Here is a 17,212-nt window from a genome sequence, read left to right on the forward strand (position 1 = left end):
GATAAATAAAACAGTTTTTATTGATTTTCAAGAATAAGAATTTCCACCCGACGGTTTTCGTCTTTCTCAAATTCGTTTTTTTCCGGAATCTTATAAAGCGGCTGCGAACTTCCGAAACCTTTATACGACAAACGATTTACTGCGATGCCGTTTTCTATCAGATAATTGTAAACGGTTTTACAGCGTAAAGTGGCAATATCTTCAATATCAAATTCCTGTTGGCAACAAATATGTCCCTGAATTTCGATTTTGAGTTTCGGATTTTGCTGCATGATTTCGAGCAGTTCGGCTAAAACCGGACGTGATTTCGGCACTACTATTCCGGATCGGTTATAGAAGTTTAAATTTCTGAGTCGGAGTTTATCCCCCACTTTCAATTGGGCGACTTTATCGGACAGTTTTTCTTCTTTCTTCTGAAAATAAATTTCCACTTTCCGGTTTTCGTCCTGAATTTTGGATTGTTCGAAACGTTTGCCAAAACCTTTGGTTTCCATCGTTTTCGACAGATTGATTTTATGCTCCCGTAAGATCTTTAAAACCGAATTTACTCGTTGTACCGAGAGTTTGTCATTGTATTCATCCGAACCCACACTATCACAAAACCCATAAACACGAACCACTTCTGCCGTTTTGTTATGGTTCATCCAATCTGTTAATTTTTCATTTGAGTCGGAATTGGTCTGATGGATATCAAAATCAAAATAAACGGTAAATTTCTCTTGGGCAAAAAGAGAACCGAATGAAGAAATTAAAAGACACATCAGGTATTTTTTCATAACTCGTTTTTATAGTGTACTAAGGTAGTAAAAAGAAAAGCACTCCCTTTTTAAAAAAAAGAAAATGCTTTTCACAATTAAAAAACAAGTGTACTGAATTCGGATTAAAAAAGTGAGACAGACATTGCCCGTCTCACTTTTTCTCTATGGGTTGGTTTGTTTCTGAGTACAGGAGCAACTAACAAATTATCGATTTTTAAAACACAAACGATGTGTCTCACCTTGCAAAATAAATTCTTCAAGGCTAAAAAGGATGTTTGCTCCTGCTCGGTTAACGAAATTCTTAGCAGAAAATCGTGTACTTTAAATGTGAACCCATACAGTTATAAACAATAAAAAAACTCGCAGTAATGCAGGGAAATAAAAACGTTTAGGAAAAGAAAACTACCGTTTCGGCAGATGGAAAATAAATCTTGTGGTTGATTTATGATTCAAATTTAGCGCAATTATTTTTCAGAAAAAAAATCTTTAACAGTTTATTTTTCAAAGGATTACATTTTTTCTATAAAGCGATAAAAAAAGCAGACCAACTACAAAAGCACCATAAAAAAACCTCCCGAAGGAGGTTTAAAAAAAATAAAAACAAACAGATTATTTTGTAAATAACAATTCTCTGTATTTTGTTAAGGTCCAAACTTCATCATCCACTAACAATTCCAACTTGTCGCAGTGGTTTCTGATGATATCAAAGTATGGTTTTACTTTATCGCAGTATGCATCAGCCATTTTTTCCGTGCTGGAAAGGTTGTTGGCTTTTTTACGCTCTTCCGTCATCAATTCCACATTGGTATTGATACCTTCGATATGTTCTGAAATTTCTTTGATTAATCCGATTTGTTCTTTCGCAATCTTCTCAAAGTCTTTACCGAAAATTTCTTTTAAACCTCTTACGTTTTCGATTAACGTATTTTGATATTTAATTGCTGTCGGAATCACGTGATTACGAGCGATATCACCCAACACACGTCCTTCAATCTGGATTTTTTTCGTGTACTCTTCCAATTCAATTTCGTAACGGGATTCTACCTCAACATGGTTCATTACGTTCATTTCGCCGAAAAGTTCAATCGCTTTTTTAGAAACCTTAGCTTTTAATGCTTTCGGAGTCGTTTTATGATTGCTTAAGCCGCGTTTTTTCGCTTCTTTTTCCCATGCCTCGCTGTATCCGTCGCCTTCAAACAAGATCGTTTTGGTTTGTTTGATGTATTCTCTCAACACATTGAAAATGGCATCATCTTTCTTCATGTCTTTTTTCTCGATTAAGGCATCCACCTCAATTTTGAAATCTTTCAATTGTTTTGCCACAATCGTATTTAAAGTCGTCATCGAAACCGCACAGTTTGCCGAAGAACCTACCGCTCTGAATTCGAATTTATTTCCTGTGAACGCAAATGGAGATGTTCTGTTTCTATCGGTGTTATCTAATAAAACGTCCGGTAATTTTCCAACTACGTTCAGTTTTAAATCGGTTTTTTCTTCCGGAGATAATTTCCCTGTCGAAACTCCTTCCAATTCCGCTAATACTTTTGTCAATTGTTGTCCGATGAAAACCGAAATAATGGCCGGTGGTGCTTCGTTCGCTCCCAAACGATGATCATTACTTGCTGATGCAATGGACGCTCTCAATAATTCTTCATAATCGTGTACCGCTTTGATGGTATTGATGAAGAATGTTAAGAACTGTAAGTTGCTCATTGGCGTTTTACCCGGACTTAACAAGTTAATACCAGTATCAGTAGCCAACGACCAATTGTTGTGTTTTCCGGATCCGTTTACCCCTTTGAATGGTTTTTCATGGAATAACACTTTGAAATCATGACGTTCCGCAACTTTTTGCATCACATCCATCAATAAGGAGTTATGGTCTACCGCTAAATTTGTCTCTTCAAAAATCGGAGCCAACTCAAACTGATTCGGAGCTACTTCATTGTGACGCGTTTTTACCGGAATACCTAATAACATACATTCGTTTTCCAAATCTCTCATGTATTGCAATACACGCGTTGGAATCGATCCGAAATAATGATCGTCTAATTGTTGTCCTTTAGAAGACGTGTGTCCTAACAAGGTTCTTCCTGTGGCTAAAATATCCGGTCTTGAAGAAGCCAAAGCGCTGTCAACTAAGAAATATTCCTGCTCCCAACCTAACGTTGGTGTTATTTTTTTTACGTTTTTATCGAAATATTTTGCTACATCGGTTGCAGCGGTATCGATAGCGTGTAAGGCTCTTAATAAAGGCGTTTTATTGTCCAATGCTTCACCTGTATAAGAGATGAAAACCGTTGGAATACATAAAGTGGTTCCGTAGATAAACGCAGGAGAAGTTGGATCCCAAGCCGTATAACCACGAGCCTCGAAAGTATTACGGATTCCTCCGTTCGGGAAAGAGGATGCATCCGGTTCTTGTTGTACCAATTGGCTTCCGCCGAATTTTTCTACCGGGTCACTACCGTCCATTGACGTTTCGAAGAACGCATCGTGTTTTTCTGCTGTTGTACCAGTTAAAGGCTGAAACCAGTGTGTATAATGAGTTACACCTTTAGACAACGCCCATTCTTTCATTCCCATGGCGATATACTCTGCCAGTTTTCGGTCGATTTTGGTTCCAAATTCGATAGCGCTTTTAACCGCTTTGTATGCTTCCGGAGTCAGGAACTGTCGCATTGCCTTATCTCCAAAAACGTTGCTGCCGAAAATCGCCGATTTTCTGTCCAATTCTTCTACCGCTACCGGCTTTCTGTCTGTTGCTTTTTCTAAAGCCTTGAAACGAAATGTTGCCATAAAGTTGTGTTTTTAAAATTATACCCTATAATTATGGTACAAAAATATAAAATTTTAAATTACAAAATACAACACCCCTAAAAAAATAGGGGTGAATTTTAAAAAACACTAGAAAACTAAACAATCACCCTTAAAATTTAACTAAAAGGCTTTTCAAAATAAATAAGAGCATAAAAAAAAGCTGCCAAAAGGCAGCTTTCATCATTTTATAGTATGCAATCATTACATTTTTATCTTTTTCACTTTGGATTCGTCGATTTTATAAGCTTTAATTACCGCATTATAATCACTCACATCCACTTTGCTGGTAGATTTCCCAAAGGAAGCAGGAATTACCACCACACGGAAAACCTGATCTAATTTATAGGCATTCGACAATCCTGCCAAATCATAACCGTATAAATTAATTTTAACATCATACTGTGTAAAATCATTATTATAGCCGAAGTCTAGTGTTCCGTCATCAAAATAATAGGTTTCAGGAAGCAATTTCCAAACGTCACCTGCCGAGCTACCACCCGCCAATCGATAAACCAAAACCATATCTGAAGAATAAATAGTATGTGGAAAATCAAGAAAAAGACTGTAATTGCCAGGATAGAAATCGACATTGGTATATTCCCAAACCTCGCTAATCGTATCCTGATCGTAGGTATCTTGTACAACGGTTTCTTCTCTAACGCAACTTGTAAGCCCAATCATCCCGATAAAAGCTAATACTAAAGTAATTTTTTTCATAGGTCTATATTTTATTGTTCCAGTTTTAAAAATCATGCTTTTCATGATAAAATGTTTTACGATTTTTTGATATCACTATATAACCAATAGTCGTGCCAAAAATAATCTTACGCTTCAATCGGGCCATTTTAAATATTTTGAAAATTGATTTACAAGCGTTTCCACTGATACCGTACTGGCCGAAGAAGTCGAATTCAGTATTACACAATCCAAAATACGATTGTCAAAACGAACCGTAAACTGCTGTTCCGACTTGATTTTGAAATCATCCGGAAAAACAGCCTGTATATTTTCCTCTTTCAGATAGCGCATAAACGCATGTGCAGCACTGTTCTTTGCCGAAAACCCCAACAGTACAATCCTTTTCAATTCCGGATGATTCGAAACGATTTTCCGGATGTCCTGATATTTTAGAATTGTAATATTCGAATCCAGTGAACTGTTGTTATTTCGTTTGATTTCCAATCCTACATCATGGATTCCCAATTTCAGTTTTTCCATTATCCTTTTGCGTTCTTCTACCGCTTTTTCTTTCTCTGTCAACGGCACTTCCAATGGCATTTCAGCAATAAGAGAAGCTACTTTCCAGAAACGGTTTTGCTTGTTCGGATAATAAAACGGAAACGCGTGCTTGCTCTGATGCGGTGGAAAACTCCCCAGAATCAGACTGTGCATCGGATGAAAATCATGAAACCAATTGGGATGTTGCTCTATCATATTGTATGTATAAAAAAACCTTCCGTTTCCGAAAGGTTTTTAATTTATTTAAGAATGTATTACATATTTCTTCTGTACTGGCCTCCTACTTCAAATAACGCCGAAGTAATCTGACCTAATGAACATACTTTCGTAGCGTCCATCAGTTTTTCAAAGATATTATGATTTTGGATGGCCGCTTCCTGAATAACATTCAACTGCTCTTCCACTTTATGTGCATTGGCTTTGTGCAGATTATCCAACATTACAATCTGATATTGTTTTTCTTCTTCCGTAGCACGGATAACTTCCGCCGGAATTACCGTTGGTGAACCTTTTGAACTCAGGAACGTATTTACACCGATAATCGGGAATTCTCCGGTATGTTTCAATGTTTCATAGTACAACGATTCTTCCTGGATTTTCGAACGTTGGTACATGGTTTCCATGGCACCTAATACACCACCTCTTTCGGTGATTCTGTCAAATTCCTGAAGAACTGCAGCTTCCACCAAATCGGTTAATTCTTCGATAATGAACGAACCCTGAATTGGATTTTCGTTTTTCGCCAAACCTAATTCTTTGTTAATAATCAACTGTATCGCCATTGCACGACGCACTGATTCTTCGGTTGGTGTGGTAATCGCTTCGTCATACGCATTGGTATGCAACGAGTTACAGTTATCATAAATCGCATACAATGCTTGTAATGTTGTACGGATATCGTTAAAGTCGATTTCCTGTGCGTGTAACGAACGACCCGATGTTTGAATATGATATTTCAACATTTGCGCTCTTTCGTTAGCGCCGTATTTGTTTTTCAAGGCTTTTGCCCAGATTTTACGTGCCACACGACCGATTACCGCATATTCCGGATCGATACCGTTCGAGAAGAAGAACGATAAGTTCGGACCGAAATCGTTGATGTTCATACCACGGCTTAAATAGTATTCCACATAAGTAAAACCGTTTGCCAAAGTAAACGCCAACTGCGTAATAGGATTTGCTCCTGCTTCTGCAATATGGTATCCTGAAATCGAAACCGAATAGAAATTACGAACGTTCTCCTTAATAAAGTACTCCTGAACATCACCCATCAAACGCAATGCGAATTCTGTAGAGAAAATACAGGTATTTTGTGCCTGATCTTCTTTTAAGATATCGGCCTGAACCGTTCCGCGAACCTGCGCTAAGGTTTTTATTTTGATATCGTTATAAACATCTGCCGGTAAAACCTCATCGCCGGTAACACCCAAAAGCATTAAACCTAAACCGTCATTTCCGGCAGGCAATTCGCCTTGGTAACGTGGTCGTTCTACCCCTTTTTCTTTATAAATTTTAGCAATTTTTGCTTCAACTTCTTTTTCTAAACCGTTTTCTTTGATGTATTTCTCACAGTTCTGATCGATAGCCGCATTCATGAAGAATCCAAGCAACATCGGCGCAGGACCGTTGATGGTCATCGAAACCGAAGTCATCGGGTGGCTCAAATCGAAACCGGAATATAATTTCTTAGCGTCGTCCAAACAACAAATGGAAACTCCGGCATTACCGATTTTTCCGTAAATATCAGGACGCACGTGTGGATCATTTCCATATAACGTTACACTGTCAAAAGCAGTCGACAAACGTTTGGCTGGTAAACCGGCACTTACATAATGGAAACGCTTGTTGGTTCTTTCCGGTCCGCCTTCCCCGGCAAACATACGCGATGGATCTTCGCCTTCACGCTTAAACGGATACAATCCCGAAGTAAACGGAAATTCTCCCGGAACGTTTTCCTGTAAATTCCATTTTAAAATATCGCCCCAAGCTTGGTATTTCGGTAAGGCAACTTTTGGAATCTGAGAGTGTGATAAACTCTCAGTATGGGTTGCAATTTTAATCTCTTTATCGCGTACTTTAAACGAGTACACCGGATTTTTGTATTTATTGACTTTTTCGTCCCAGGTTAGAATGATTTCCCAGTTGTACGGGTCCAAATTCATTTTTACGCGGTCGAATTCTTTTGTTAATAATGATAAGAATTCTTGTTTTTCCGGCGAATGATTCAACGATTCTTCCACTACCCCCGATTTATCCAATTTAGGAGCTTTTCCTGAAACCGTTTCGATGGTTTTGAAAATTCCGTATAATTTTTGCGCCACATCTACCTGAGATAGCGCTGTTTCGTCATATTTACGGTTGTTTTCTGCTATTTCCGACAAATAACGCGTTCTGTGTGGCGGAATCACGAAGATTTTTTCGCTCATTTCACGCGTAATTTCAAACGTCGAGTGTAAATCGATTCCCGTTTTCTCTACAATTTTATCCATAATGGATTTGTAAAGCGTATTCATGCCCGGATCGTTAAACTGCGAAGCAATTGTTCCGAAAACAGGCATTTTATCCGGGTCAACATCCCACAAATTGTGGTTGCGCTGGTATTGTTTTTTCACATCGCGAATAGCATCTAAAGCACCGCGTTTGTCGAATTTATTTAAGGCCACCAAATCGGCGAAATCCAACATGTCGATTTTCTCCAACTGAGTTGCCGCACCAAATTCAGGCGTCATTACATACAACGAAACATCAGAGTGGTCCATGATTTCCGTATCCGACTGACCGATTCCGGACGTTTCCAACACAATCAAATCGTATTTAGCAGCTTTCAGCACTTCAATAGCTTCCTGAACGTATTTTGACAATGCTAAATTCGACTGACGGGTTGCCAATGAACGCATATAAACACGAGGATTATTGATAGCATTCATACGAATTCTGTCACCTAACAAAGCTCCGCCTGTTTTACGTTTGGACGGATCCACAGAAATTAATCCGATGGTTTTTTCAGGGAAATCGATTAAGAAACGACGAACCAATTCATCTACTAACGATGATTTTCCAGCACCACCTGTTCCGGTGATTCCCAAAACCGGTGTTTTACTGTCTTGATTTATTTTATAGATTTTCTCCAAAGCAGGTTTCGCCACTTCAGGGAAATTTTCAGCCGAAGAAATTACGCGGGCAATCGCTGTCGGATTTTTGTCTTCCAAATGATTCAACTCGCCATTTAGCACATCGCCTACCGGAAAATCGGAACGCATCACCAAATCGTTAATCATTCCCTGCAATCCTAACTCACGACCGTCATCCGGAGAATAAATTCTTTCGATACCGTATTCGTGTAATTCGGAGATTTCGGAAGGAAGAATTACGCCGCCACCGCCACCAAAAATTTTGATATGACCTGCTCCTTTTTCCTTCAGCAAATCATACATATATTTGAAATACTCGTTGTGACCGCCTTGATAAGATGTCATTGCAATAGCATTAGCATCTTCCTGAATTGCCGTGTTTACTACTTCTTCCACGCTTCTGTCGTGTCCTAAGTGAATCACCTCAACACCTGTAGCCTGAATAATTCTGCGCATGATGTTAATCGCGGCATCGTGTCCGTCAAAAAGCGATGCAGCCGTAACAATTCTTACTTTATTTTTTGGTTGGTATGGTTGTACTTGTTCCATTTGGGTTTACTAAATTTTGAGGCTGCAATTTACGCATTTATTAAAAATTAACTATTTAAAAATTAATTTCTTCTGCACAAAAAAGGCGGATTTAAAAACCCGCCTGTATTCTATAACTAGATTGTTTCTTCAACAATTTCAGGGTCAAATTCCATGTGATCCTCAATTTCTTCCACTTTTTCCGGTTTGGAAGCTTTAAGAGCATTGAATTTCTCGAGTTGTTCCAATGCATCTTCTTCACCACTGAAATACGGAAAAACATCCATAATTGGAGATTCTGAAATGGCCGGAATGGTGTATTCGCCCATCGTGTTTTTCATGGCAAAAACGGTGTTATCATACGCCTCTTTCACATCGTTAGCCTGCACTAACAGATAAAAACTCGTTTTACGTTCTTTGCCACTTTCCTCATCATAAGCCAATAAAGACACCTTCGATTTGAACCATCGGTCGGTATTCTCGAAAGGATGAATCTCAGCATAATTCGCCACTTTTATATTCGTGATTTTAAATTCTTCACTCACATAAGCCGACATTTCTTCGTTAATTCTGGATTCGGCTTCCGTATAGGATAAAGCGTCTACCAAATATGGTTCGGTGGTAACCTTTTGTATCCCGTTTTCGTCTATTTTTCTGTATTTTACTTTGCACTCATACCAAATTGCTCCCATATCTGTATTTTTTTAAGGATGGCAAAGTTAAATTTTAAACGGATTTGAAGGCGTTATTTACGAAATAGATATTCACAATTTGCAATGAATACTGTTCTGATTCTTTACACCGTGAATTTTAGCTACTATTAATTTTCAACCTTTTGGCAGGGCAATTTCGTTTTCTTTGATATACAGCAAACCATCAAAAAGCTGCAACCATTTTCCTTTTTGATTATAATGTCCTAGCATTATACTGTTAAATATTTCATCACGTTTTTCAGGGTTCTTTTTATAAATTTCTCTAAAATCAATATAGCCAAAATTGAATTTTCGTTTATCTAATTCGAATTCCAAAGATTCTTTTGGCGCAATGATTTTAGTCTCTTCAACACCTTTATTATAAGGCATTTTGGAAAAACCTCTAGTCGAGGTAGTCGCTATGCTATAAACTTTATCTGAATATTTATTCTTAATATGCTCGCCGAAAACTGTAAATTTAGAATACATCTCCGGGTCACCATCGGCAAAAGTCACTTCTTTTAAATTTGTGGCGCCGTGAAAATTGGCAAGCCAAACTATAATTTTTGCCTTTGGATTTCTTTCTTTAAAGTAGATTAAATTCCGTGCCATTTGATAATCTCTGGTTCTTACTCGGTAAGCTGATTCTTCGTCCTCATTACTGAAAGTTTTAGGATTAAATTCCATACTTACATGCGTAATCAAATTCTCTAGCATTTGCGTAAAAAAATTGTCGCCGAAAAAAATAGTTTCATTGCTTTCAATTATTCTCTGCAATTGCAAAGTGAAAAAATCATATTCCGCTATAGTAAGTGGCTTTTCATTATTTTGAATTTTATCAAAAATTGGAGATAATTTCTCCCATTGATCTTTGTTTAAAGATGACCAATTACTTTTTTCTAATTCATTTTTAATAAAATCGATATTTATAATTGCAGTAATTTTTTGATACGACTCTATACCCACTAAAGAAATCTTTTTGCTTTTAATAAAAGTTTCGAACGGCATCAATTGCTTAGCAGGATTCCAGGGATTCCAATAGCCATACCAGTCACTTTCAAAGTTGTCTGCCAAATTGTTTTTTAAAACACTACGCCCATTAATGTATTCCAATTGTAAGAAATCCATACCTTCCAAAGCGATTGTATTGAAACCTTTTTTCTCCACTAGATATTTTACAATTTGGGTTTTTACCTCAAATGTTTTTCCTTCACCATGAGCCGCTTCACCAAGGAGTATTATTTCTTTGCTTTCAATAAATTGATCTAATTTACTAAAATCGTCAGGAACGCTGTTTTCTGAGTCCAATGGAATCATTTTCCGGGAGAGTTCCGTTGTTATTTTTTTATTACACGAGATACAGAGAACTGCAACAATCAGTAAGGCTAAATTTTTCATTTCCAGTACTCTTAATACAATTGTTTTATTCATTTTGCTTGGGTTTCCAATATATTTTCGCCACTTCAAATTTCTTTAATTGAGGATTGAAATTGTACTGTATCGCATTTCCAATAAAACAATCACTGTAACTTTCTTCTGTTAAATACCAGGAACTCTCAATTTCAATTTTGTTCGGACCTGAAAAATTATAGACAAATATCGGGTCATCTAATTCTTCAAATTTTTCATCACAATTAGCATCCGACACTTTTTTCTTTAAATGTTCTTTATAATCCGGTAACAGCAGATTTTCGTTCAAACATTCTTTTATAGTATTGGATTTAACTTCATAAAAATTCAGCGTATTTCCATCACCAACACGATCATCCGTTACTACTACAAATGAGTTTTCTGAAGTTTTATATATGTTAATCGACCAAAAACCGTCAACAATTGAAAAGCCGGCTTCATTTGGTTTTAAATATTTGAGATTAAAAAAGTTCGGATTATTATCAATGTAATAATTATTAGCTTTTATCTCTTTATACCACTGGATTCTATCTTCTGATTTCCATTCCCAACTCGAGAAACTCTTTTCTGGCAAAAGCAGTATTATATCAAGTAAGTCTTTATTTTTAGTAAAGTCGACAGCAACTTTGTTTACAGAATTTAAAATTTTATTATTTTCTGTAACTGCATTTTTCACAGTGTCTTTTATTCCAGAAACTACAGAAGTTTCATCAGGAAGTTGCTTTTTACAAGAAGCTATTGTCAAAATACAAATCAGAAGAAGTAATCGTTTTGTGTTAAGTTGTTTTATCATAGAATATTTCAAACCTATCGGGGACTTATTGTCGATAGAGTTAATTTAACCCAAAACTAACTATTAAAGATAAAGATTACAAATACACACTAAGAATTGTTTAATCATTAAAAGCAAGCGCTTTTGGACAAACCTTTTTCTCTAAGCATTTAGGTGTTTGAATACAATTATCTAAAAAGAGTTTCAATTTAAGTATAAACAAAGTATTTACCTGCTACCACTAAAGTTTCTTATCTCAAGAAAAAAGTAAGTTAATCAAAAAAAGCCGTAACGATAAGTTACGGCCTTTTCTTCATCTTATAAATAAACCCTAAAAAAACACTCGGATTGACATTTACCAAAATTCACAGTTTTTCCAATCATCCGAAAATCTAATATAGTGTTTTACATTTACTTAAGCCAAATCAAAACGATCAAGATTCATCACTTTATCCCAGGCCGCAACGAAATCTTTTACAAATTTTTCCTGTGCATCGGCACTGGCATATACTTCGGCAAGCGCCCGGAGTTCTGAATTCGATCCAAAGATAAGATCCGCACGGGTTCCGGTCCATTTCAGTTCACCAGTAACACGGTCATGTCCTTCAAACAATTCCTTTTGCTCATCAACCGCTTTCCAGGTAGTCTCCATGCTCAGTAAATTCACAAAGAAATCGTTGGTAAGTACTTCCGGGTGGTTGGTAAAAACCCCGTGTTTTGAATTGTCGAAATTGGTATTCAACACACGCATACCGCCAACAAGTACCGTCAATTCCGGCGCTGTAAGTGTTAGCAATTGTGCTTTGTCCACCAGTAATGCTTCTGTGGAAATGGTGAATTTGGTTTTCAGATAATTACGGAAACCATCGGCTTTTGGTTCCAATACCGCGAAGGATTCCACATCGGTTTGTTCCTGTGAAGCATCCATACGCCCCGGAGTAAACGGAACCGTTACAGCATGTCCAGCATCCTTAGCTGCTTTCTCTACACCGGCGCAACCCGCCAATACGATTAGATCGGCCAAAGACACTTTTTTACCATTCGTTTGTGCCGCATTGAATTCTTTTTGGATGGCTTCAAGCGTGTCCAAAACTTTCGACAATTGTACCGGATTATTCACAGCCCAGTACTTTTGAGGCGCCAAACGGATGCGAGCGCCATTAGCACCACCACGTTTGTCCGAACCACGGAAAGTAGATGCCGAAGCCCAAGCTGTGGCCACCAATTGAGAAACCGAAAGACCGGAAGCCATTACTTTTCCTTTTAAAGAAGCAATATCACTGTCATTAATCAGTTCATGATTTAACGCTGGAATCGGATCCTGCCAAATCAATACTTCCGAAGGAACTTCTTTTCCTAAATAACGGGAAATCGGCCCCATATCACGGTGGGTTAACTTATACCACGCACGGGCAAAAGCATCGGCAAACTGATCCGGATTTTCATAGAAACGTCTGGAAATTTTTTCATAAACGGGGTCAAAACGTAACGACAAATCGGTAGTTAGCATCGTAGGCGCATGTTTTTTGGAAGCGTCATGAGCATCCGGAATCGTACCGGCACCTGCTCCATTTTTAGCCACCCACTGAAATGCTCCGGCAGGACTTTTGGTTAGCTCCCACTCGAATTTAAACAAATTATCAAAAAAAAGATTGCTCCATCGTGTAGGGGTTTGTGTCCAAGTTACTTCGGGTCCACCTGTAATGGTGTCTCCGCCTTTACCGATTCCGAAAGCACTTTTCCATCCTAAACCTTGCAATTCGATATCGGCTGCTTCGGGTTCTGGGCCAACCAATGCAGCATCTCCGGCTCCGTGAGCCTTACCGAAAGTATGACCGCCTGCGATAAGCGCTACGGTTTCTTCATCGTTCATCGCCATGCGGGCAAAAGTTTCACGGATATCTTTTGCGGCAGCAATCGGGTCGGGATTTCCATTAGGTCCTTGCGGATTTACATAAATCAATCCCATTTGTACTGCTGCCAACGGATTTTCAAGATCGCGTTCCCCCGTGTAACGATTATCGCCTAACCACTCGGTTTCCGAGCCCCAGTACACATCTTCTTCCGGTTCCCATACATCTTCACGACCACCGGCAAAACCAAAAGTTTTGAATCCCATCGATTCCAAAGCAACATTTCCGGTAAGAATCATAAGATCTGCCCAGGAAATTTTACGACCGTATTTTTGTTTGATGGGCCACAACAATCGACGTGCTTTGTCCAAATTCGCATTATCCGGCCAACTGTTAAGCGGTGCAAAACGTTGCTGTCCGGCTCCTGCTCCTCCACGACCATCACCAATACGATACGTACCCGCGCTATGCCATGCCATACGAATAAAGAACGGCCCGTAATGTCCGAAATCTGCCGGCCACCAGTCCTGTGAGTCGGTCATCAATGCGTTAAGGTCTTTTTTAACAGCGTCCAGATCCAGACTTTTGAATGCTTCCACGTAATTAAACGTTTCGTCCATCGGATTGGACAGTGACGAATGTTGGCGCAGTATACTTACTTTTAACTGATTGGGCCACCATTCCCGATTTTTTGTTCCGATTCCTCCCAAATTTTGTTCCGGATTCGCAGCGGAAAAGGGGCATTTACCATTGTCGTTCGTGTTGTTTTCCATAGTAATGAATATTTTGATTATATTATTTAAAAAAATCAAATCGCTGTAAATCAAAAATTTACAACCTTTAAATTTAGTTAAAATTACGCAAATGAGAAAGGAAATACTTATAAATCAAATTGATTGTTTTTATTTTCTCATCACCAAAAACTATACAATAAAAATTGGCACACGGTTTGCTTATCTTTGAAAAACAAAAACAATTTTATGAAAAAGATAGTACTACTTTTAGCTTTTATTCCCTTTTTAGGATGCGCAGAGATGCAACAGGTAATGGATCAGTTGCCACAAACACAAGGCGTTTTAGGACAAGCAGAAATCGCCTCCGGACTTAAAGAAGCCCTGAATAAAGGAATTGAAAAACAAGTAGTAAAACTGACCAACGTGGACGGTTTCTACAAAAACGAAATGGTAAAAATCCTTTTGCCGGAAGAACTGAAAAAAGTAGACAAAACCCTTCGTGACATCGGCATGAGTAAATTGGCCGATGAAGGTTTGAAGGTCATGAACCGTGCAGCCGAAGATGCCGTAAAAGAAGCCACTCCAATTTTTGTGGATGCCGTAAAAAGCATGAGTTTTTCGGATGCCAAAAACATTTTATTAGGCGATGATCGTTCTGCAACAACCTATCTACAAACCACAACCTCATCTGCGTTGTACACCAAATTTAATCCGGTGATTAAAAATTCGTATGCAAAAGTCGGCGCTGATAAAGTCTGGAATCAAATCATTACCAAATACAACAGTATTCCACTAGTTAAAAAAGTAAATCCGGATTTAACCGATTACACGACCAATAAAGCCATGGAAGGTGTTTTCAAAATGGTGGCCATTGAGGAAAAAGACATCCGTAACAACCTGGCAGCGCGTACTTCCGATTTATTAAGAAAAGTATTCGCATTACAGGATGGCAAATAAATGTAAAAAATTAGCATTCAATAACATACAAATAACAAATTGTTAACATTAACGAATGAAAAATTATCGGAACTTTGTACCATAATAAATAGTTTCTCATTTGGTTAGGGTTAGTTAAAAAAAGAATTCCACGCTTTCGGGCGTGGTTTTTTTGTTCCATAGCGTTGGATTTAAGCACCGACTCTGCCTATTTAACTATTTTTTTACGGTATTTTGAGATGGGCGCAGTACTTTTGCACCGAAATTTATTGGCAAACCAGTTTTATTTATCACTTTAAAAAAAGGTTTGCTGCATTATATAGTAACTGCACTCATGATAAACAAAAGTCTTATTGCGCTTGCCTTTGGCGGACTTGCCATTGGGATGACCGAATTTACAATGATGGGAATTCTGCCCGATATCGCAAAAGATTTAAGTATCGACATTCCAACTGCGGGACACCTGATTGCGCTTTACGCGATGGGCGTTGTGGTAGGCGCACCCATTCTTGTTTTGTTTACCGGAAAATATCCTCCTAAAAAAGTATTATTATTCCTGATGCTCCTGTTTGTGGTCTTCAACGGAATATTTGCCATTGCTCCCGATTATACTACGTTATTGGTTTCCCGATTCATGTCGGGATTGCCGCACGGTGCTTTTTTTGGAGTAGGTTCTGTCGTAGCCGCGCAATTGGCCGACAAAGGAAAAGCCGCACAAGCCATTTCCATTATGTTTACCGGAATGACTATTGCTAATTTAGCCGGAGTTCCCATCGGTACTTATATAGGACATCACTATTCCTGGCGCTATACTTATGCTTTTATCAGCTTGTTGGGATTGGTTACATTTATTGCCATTTATTATTGGTTACCCAAAATAGAAGCCAATCAAGGCGGGAATTTATTCGGACAACTGAACTTTTTTAAACGATGGGAAGCCTGGTTATTAATCGCCATCATTTCTATTGGAACCGGTGGATTGTTTGCCTGGATAAGCTACATCGCCCCAATGGTCACCAATGTATCGCGATTGGATCCGAATCGTGTACCGTTAATTATGATTTTGGTCGGACTGGGAATGTTCTTCGGAAATTTATTGGGCGGAAAATTAGCCGATTCTATGTCGCCCACAAAAGCGGCTATGGCCTGTTTTTCGATGATGGCGGTTTGTTTGGTCGTTGTTTATTTAACCGCTCACATTGAAGGAATGGCTTACGTGATGTCGTTCGTAACCGGATTGATTGCTTTTACCATTGGTTCGCCGTTACAGATGATGTTAATTACCACTGCAAAAGGTGCCGAAACTTTAGCCGCTGCCGCTGGTCAGGCCAGTTTTAATATCGGGAATACATTAGGAGCTTTCTTTGGCGGTATTCCGATTGCTTTGGGATATGCCTACAATACGCCGGTATTGATTGGTGTGGGAATGGCGAGCATCGGAGCGTTACTTTCATTCGTATTTCTCCGAATGATTGTGGTTAAAAAAGGTGTTTAAAGTCGCTCGTGAAGACTTTTGAAATACTCAATCGCTTTTACTAAACGGCTGCCGTACCAGGAAAACATTTCACCATCTACGAAAATGGTTGTGGCATGATGCGTGTGTCGGCCCAATTCGAAAGCATGTTCGTCTTTAAACGGAAAAGGTTCGGAAGACAATAGTACATAATCCGGATCGCCCTGAATACGCATTTTCTGAATTACGATTTCAGGATAACGACCTTCGTATTTAGCTACGTGCTGTTCGGCTCCGCGTAGGTTTTCATGATTGTCGTAGATATTTTCGAATTTGTTCAGCTTTAGCAATTCGTTGATAAAAGTATCGCCACCGGCTACCATATACGGATTCGCCCAAATAAAATAAGCAACTTTCTTTACTTCCTTGTCTTTGATGAAATGCTGAAAATCGGCTAAAGCAAAATTGGTTTTGTCAATCCACTTTTGGGCTTCGATGCGTTTATTGAACAACTGTCCGAAATCCGAAATCATTTGCAGATTGTCTTCAATCGTAATAATATCCGTTACCCAAACCGAACAAATGTCTTGTAGCGATTCGACAATTTCCAGCGTATTTTCTTCTTTGTTGGCGATGATGATATCCGGCTGTAATGCTTTTATCTTGTCGATTTTCACCTGTTTTGTACCGCCCACAATAGCTTTAGTGGCTTTCAGATGAAACGGATGCACACAGAATTTCGTGATTCCTACAATACTGTCTTCCAATCCCAAATCATACAACAATTCGGTTTGAGAAGGCACTAAAGAAATGATTCGTTTTGGCGTTTGATTAAATCTATGTTGGTTTCCGAGTTGATCGGTATACGTTTTCGAATTCGGCATCA

The 17,212-nt window shown here is 38.5% G+C and carries 12 protein-coding genes; 2 read left to right on the forward strand and 10 right to left on the reverse strand.

Translation table 11 applies throughout. The features are described from left to right. Nucleotides 1-17: 17 nt before the first annotated feature. From FCR2A7T_RS03565 to katG, 9 genes are all read right to left on the reverse strand, one after another. Complete coding sequence (locus tag FCR2A7T_RS03565; protein WP_023569912.1) at nucleotides 18-776, reverse strand: OmpA family protein; 759 nt, start codon at nucleotides 774-776, stop codon at nucleotides 18-20. 591 nt (nucleotides 777-1,367) lie between these two features. Next, nucleotides 1,368-3,557 (reverse strand): glutamine synthetase III family protein, encoded by a 2,190-nt coding sequence (locus FCR2A7T_RS03575; RefSeq protein WP_023569914.1) that lies wholly within the window; start codon nucleotides 3,555-3,557, stop codon nucleotides 1,368-1,370. Between the two features lie 222 nt (nucleotides 3,558-3,779). After that, complete coding sequence (locus FCR2A7T_RS03580) at nucleotides 3,780-4,295, reverse strand: hypothetical protein (RefSeq protein WP_023569915.1); 516 nt, start codon at nucleotides 4,293-4,295, stop codon at nucleotides 3,780-3,782. A gap of 114 nt (nucleotides 4,296-4,409) precedes the next feature. Further along, on the reverse strand, nucleotides 4,410-5,012 hold the full coding sequence (locus tag FCR2A7T_RS03585; RefSeq protein WP_023569916.1) for a hypothetical protein: 603 nt from the start codon (nucleotides 5,010-5,012) through the stop codon (nucleotides 4,410-4,412). Between the two features lie 59 nt (nucleotides 5,013-5,071). Further along, a complete protein-coding gene (locus FCR2A7T_RS03590) occupies nucleotides 5,072-8,497 on the reverse strand; it encodes a methylmalonyl-CoA mutase family protein (protein WP_023569917.1) in 3,426 nt (1,141 codons plus the stop codon). A 116-nt stretch (nucleotides 8,498-8,613) separates the two neighbouring features. After that, a complete protein-coding gene (locus tag FCR2A7T_RS03595; RefSeq protein ID WP_023569918.1) occupies nucleotides 8,614-9,168 on the reverse strand; it encodes a DUF4494 domain-containing protein in 555 nt (184 codons plus the stop codon). Nucleotides 9,169-9,303: 135 nt separating this feature from the next. After that, entirely contained in the window at nucleotides 9,304-10,599 is a 1,296-nt protein-coding gene (locus tag FCR2A7T_RS03600) for an erythromycin esterase family protein (protein ID WP_035117230.1), read from the reverse strand. After that, complete coding sequence (locus FCR2A7T_RS03605; protein WP_023569920.1) at nucleotides 10,592-11,371, reverse strand: hypothetical protein; 780 nt, start codon at nucleotides 11,369-11,371, stop codon at nucleotides 10,592-10,594. The genes FCR2A7T_RS03600 and FCR2A7T_RS03605 overlap by 8 nt, the downstream gene beginning before the upstream one ends. Before the next feature lie 394 nt (nucleotides 11,372-11,765). Further along, nucleotides 11,766-13,976, reverse strand: a complete 2,211-nt coding sequence (gene katG, locus FCR2A7T_RS03610) for a catalase/peroxidase HPI (RefSeq protein WP_023569921.1) — start codon at nucleotides 13,974-13,976, stop codon at nucleotides 11,766-11,768. A 207-nt stretch (nucleotides 13,977-14,183) separates the two neighbouring features. Between katG and FCR2A7T_RS03615 the strand changes: the two genes are divergently transcribed. Both FCR2A7T_RS03615 and FCR2A7T_RS03620 read left to right on the forward strand, forming a co-directional pair. Next, on the forward strand, nucleotides 14,184-14,894 hold the full coding sequence (locus FCR2A7T_RS03615) for a DUF4197 domain-containing protein (protein WP_023569922.1): 711 nt from the start codon (nucleotides 14,184-14,186) through the stop codon (nucleotides 14,892-14,894). A gap of 316 nt (nucleotides 14,895-15,210) precedes the next feature. Continuing rightward, the gene (locus FCR2A7T_RS03620; protein WP_035117242.1) at nucleotides 15,211-16,368 is read left to right on the forward strand and encodes an MFS transporter; all 1,158 of its coding nucleotides are present in this window, start codon (nucleotides 15,211-15,213) and stop codon (nucleotides 16,366-16,368) included. Here FCR2A7T_RS03620 and FCR2A7T_RS03625 read toward each other — a convergent pair. Continuing rightward, nucleotides 16,365-17,210, reverse strand: a complete 846-nt coding sequence (locus FCR2A7T_RS03625; RefSeq protein ID WP_023569924.1) for an ABC transporter substrate-binding protein — start codon at nucleotides 17,208-17,210, stop codon at nucleotides 16,365-16,367. The genes FCR2A7T_RS03620 and FCR2A7T_RS03625 overlap by 4 nt on opposite strands. Nucleotides 17,211-17,212 lie beyond the last annotated feature (2 nt).

The sequence above is a fragment of the Flavobacterium cauense R2A-7 genome (assembly GCF_000498475.1).
Lineage (GTDB): Bacteria > Bacteroidota > Bacteroidia > Flavobacteriales > Flavobacteriaceae > Flavobacterium > Flavobacterium cauense.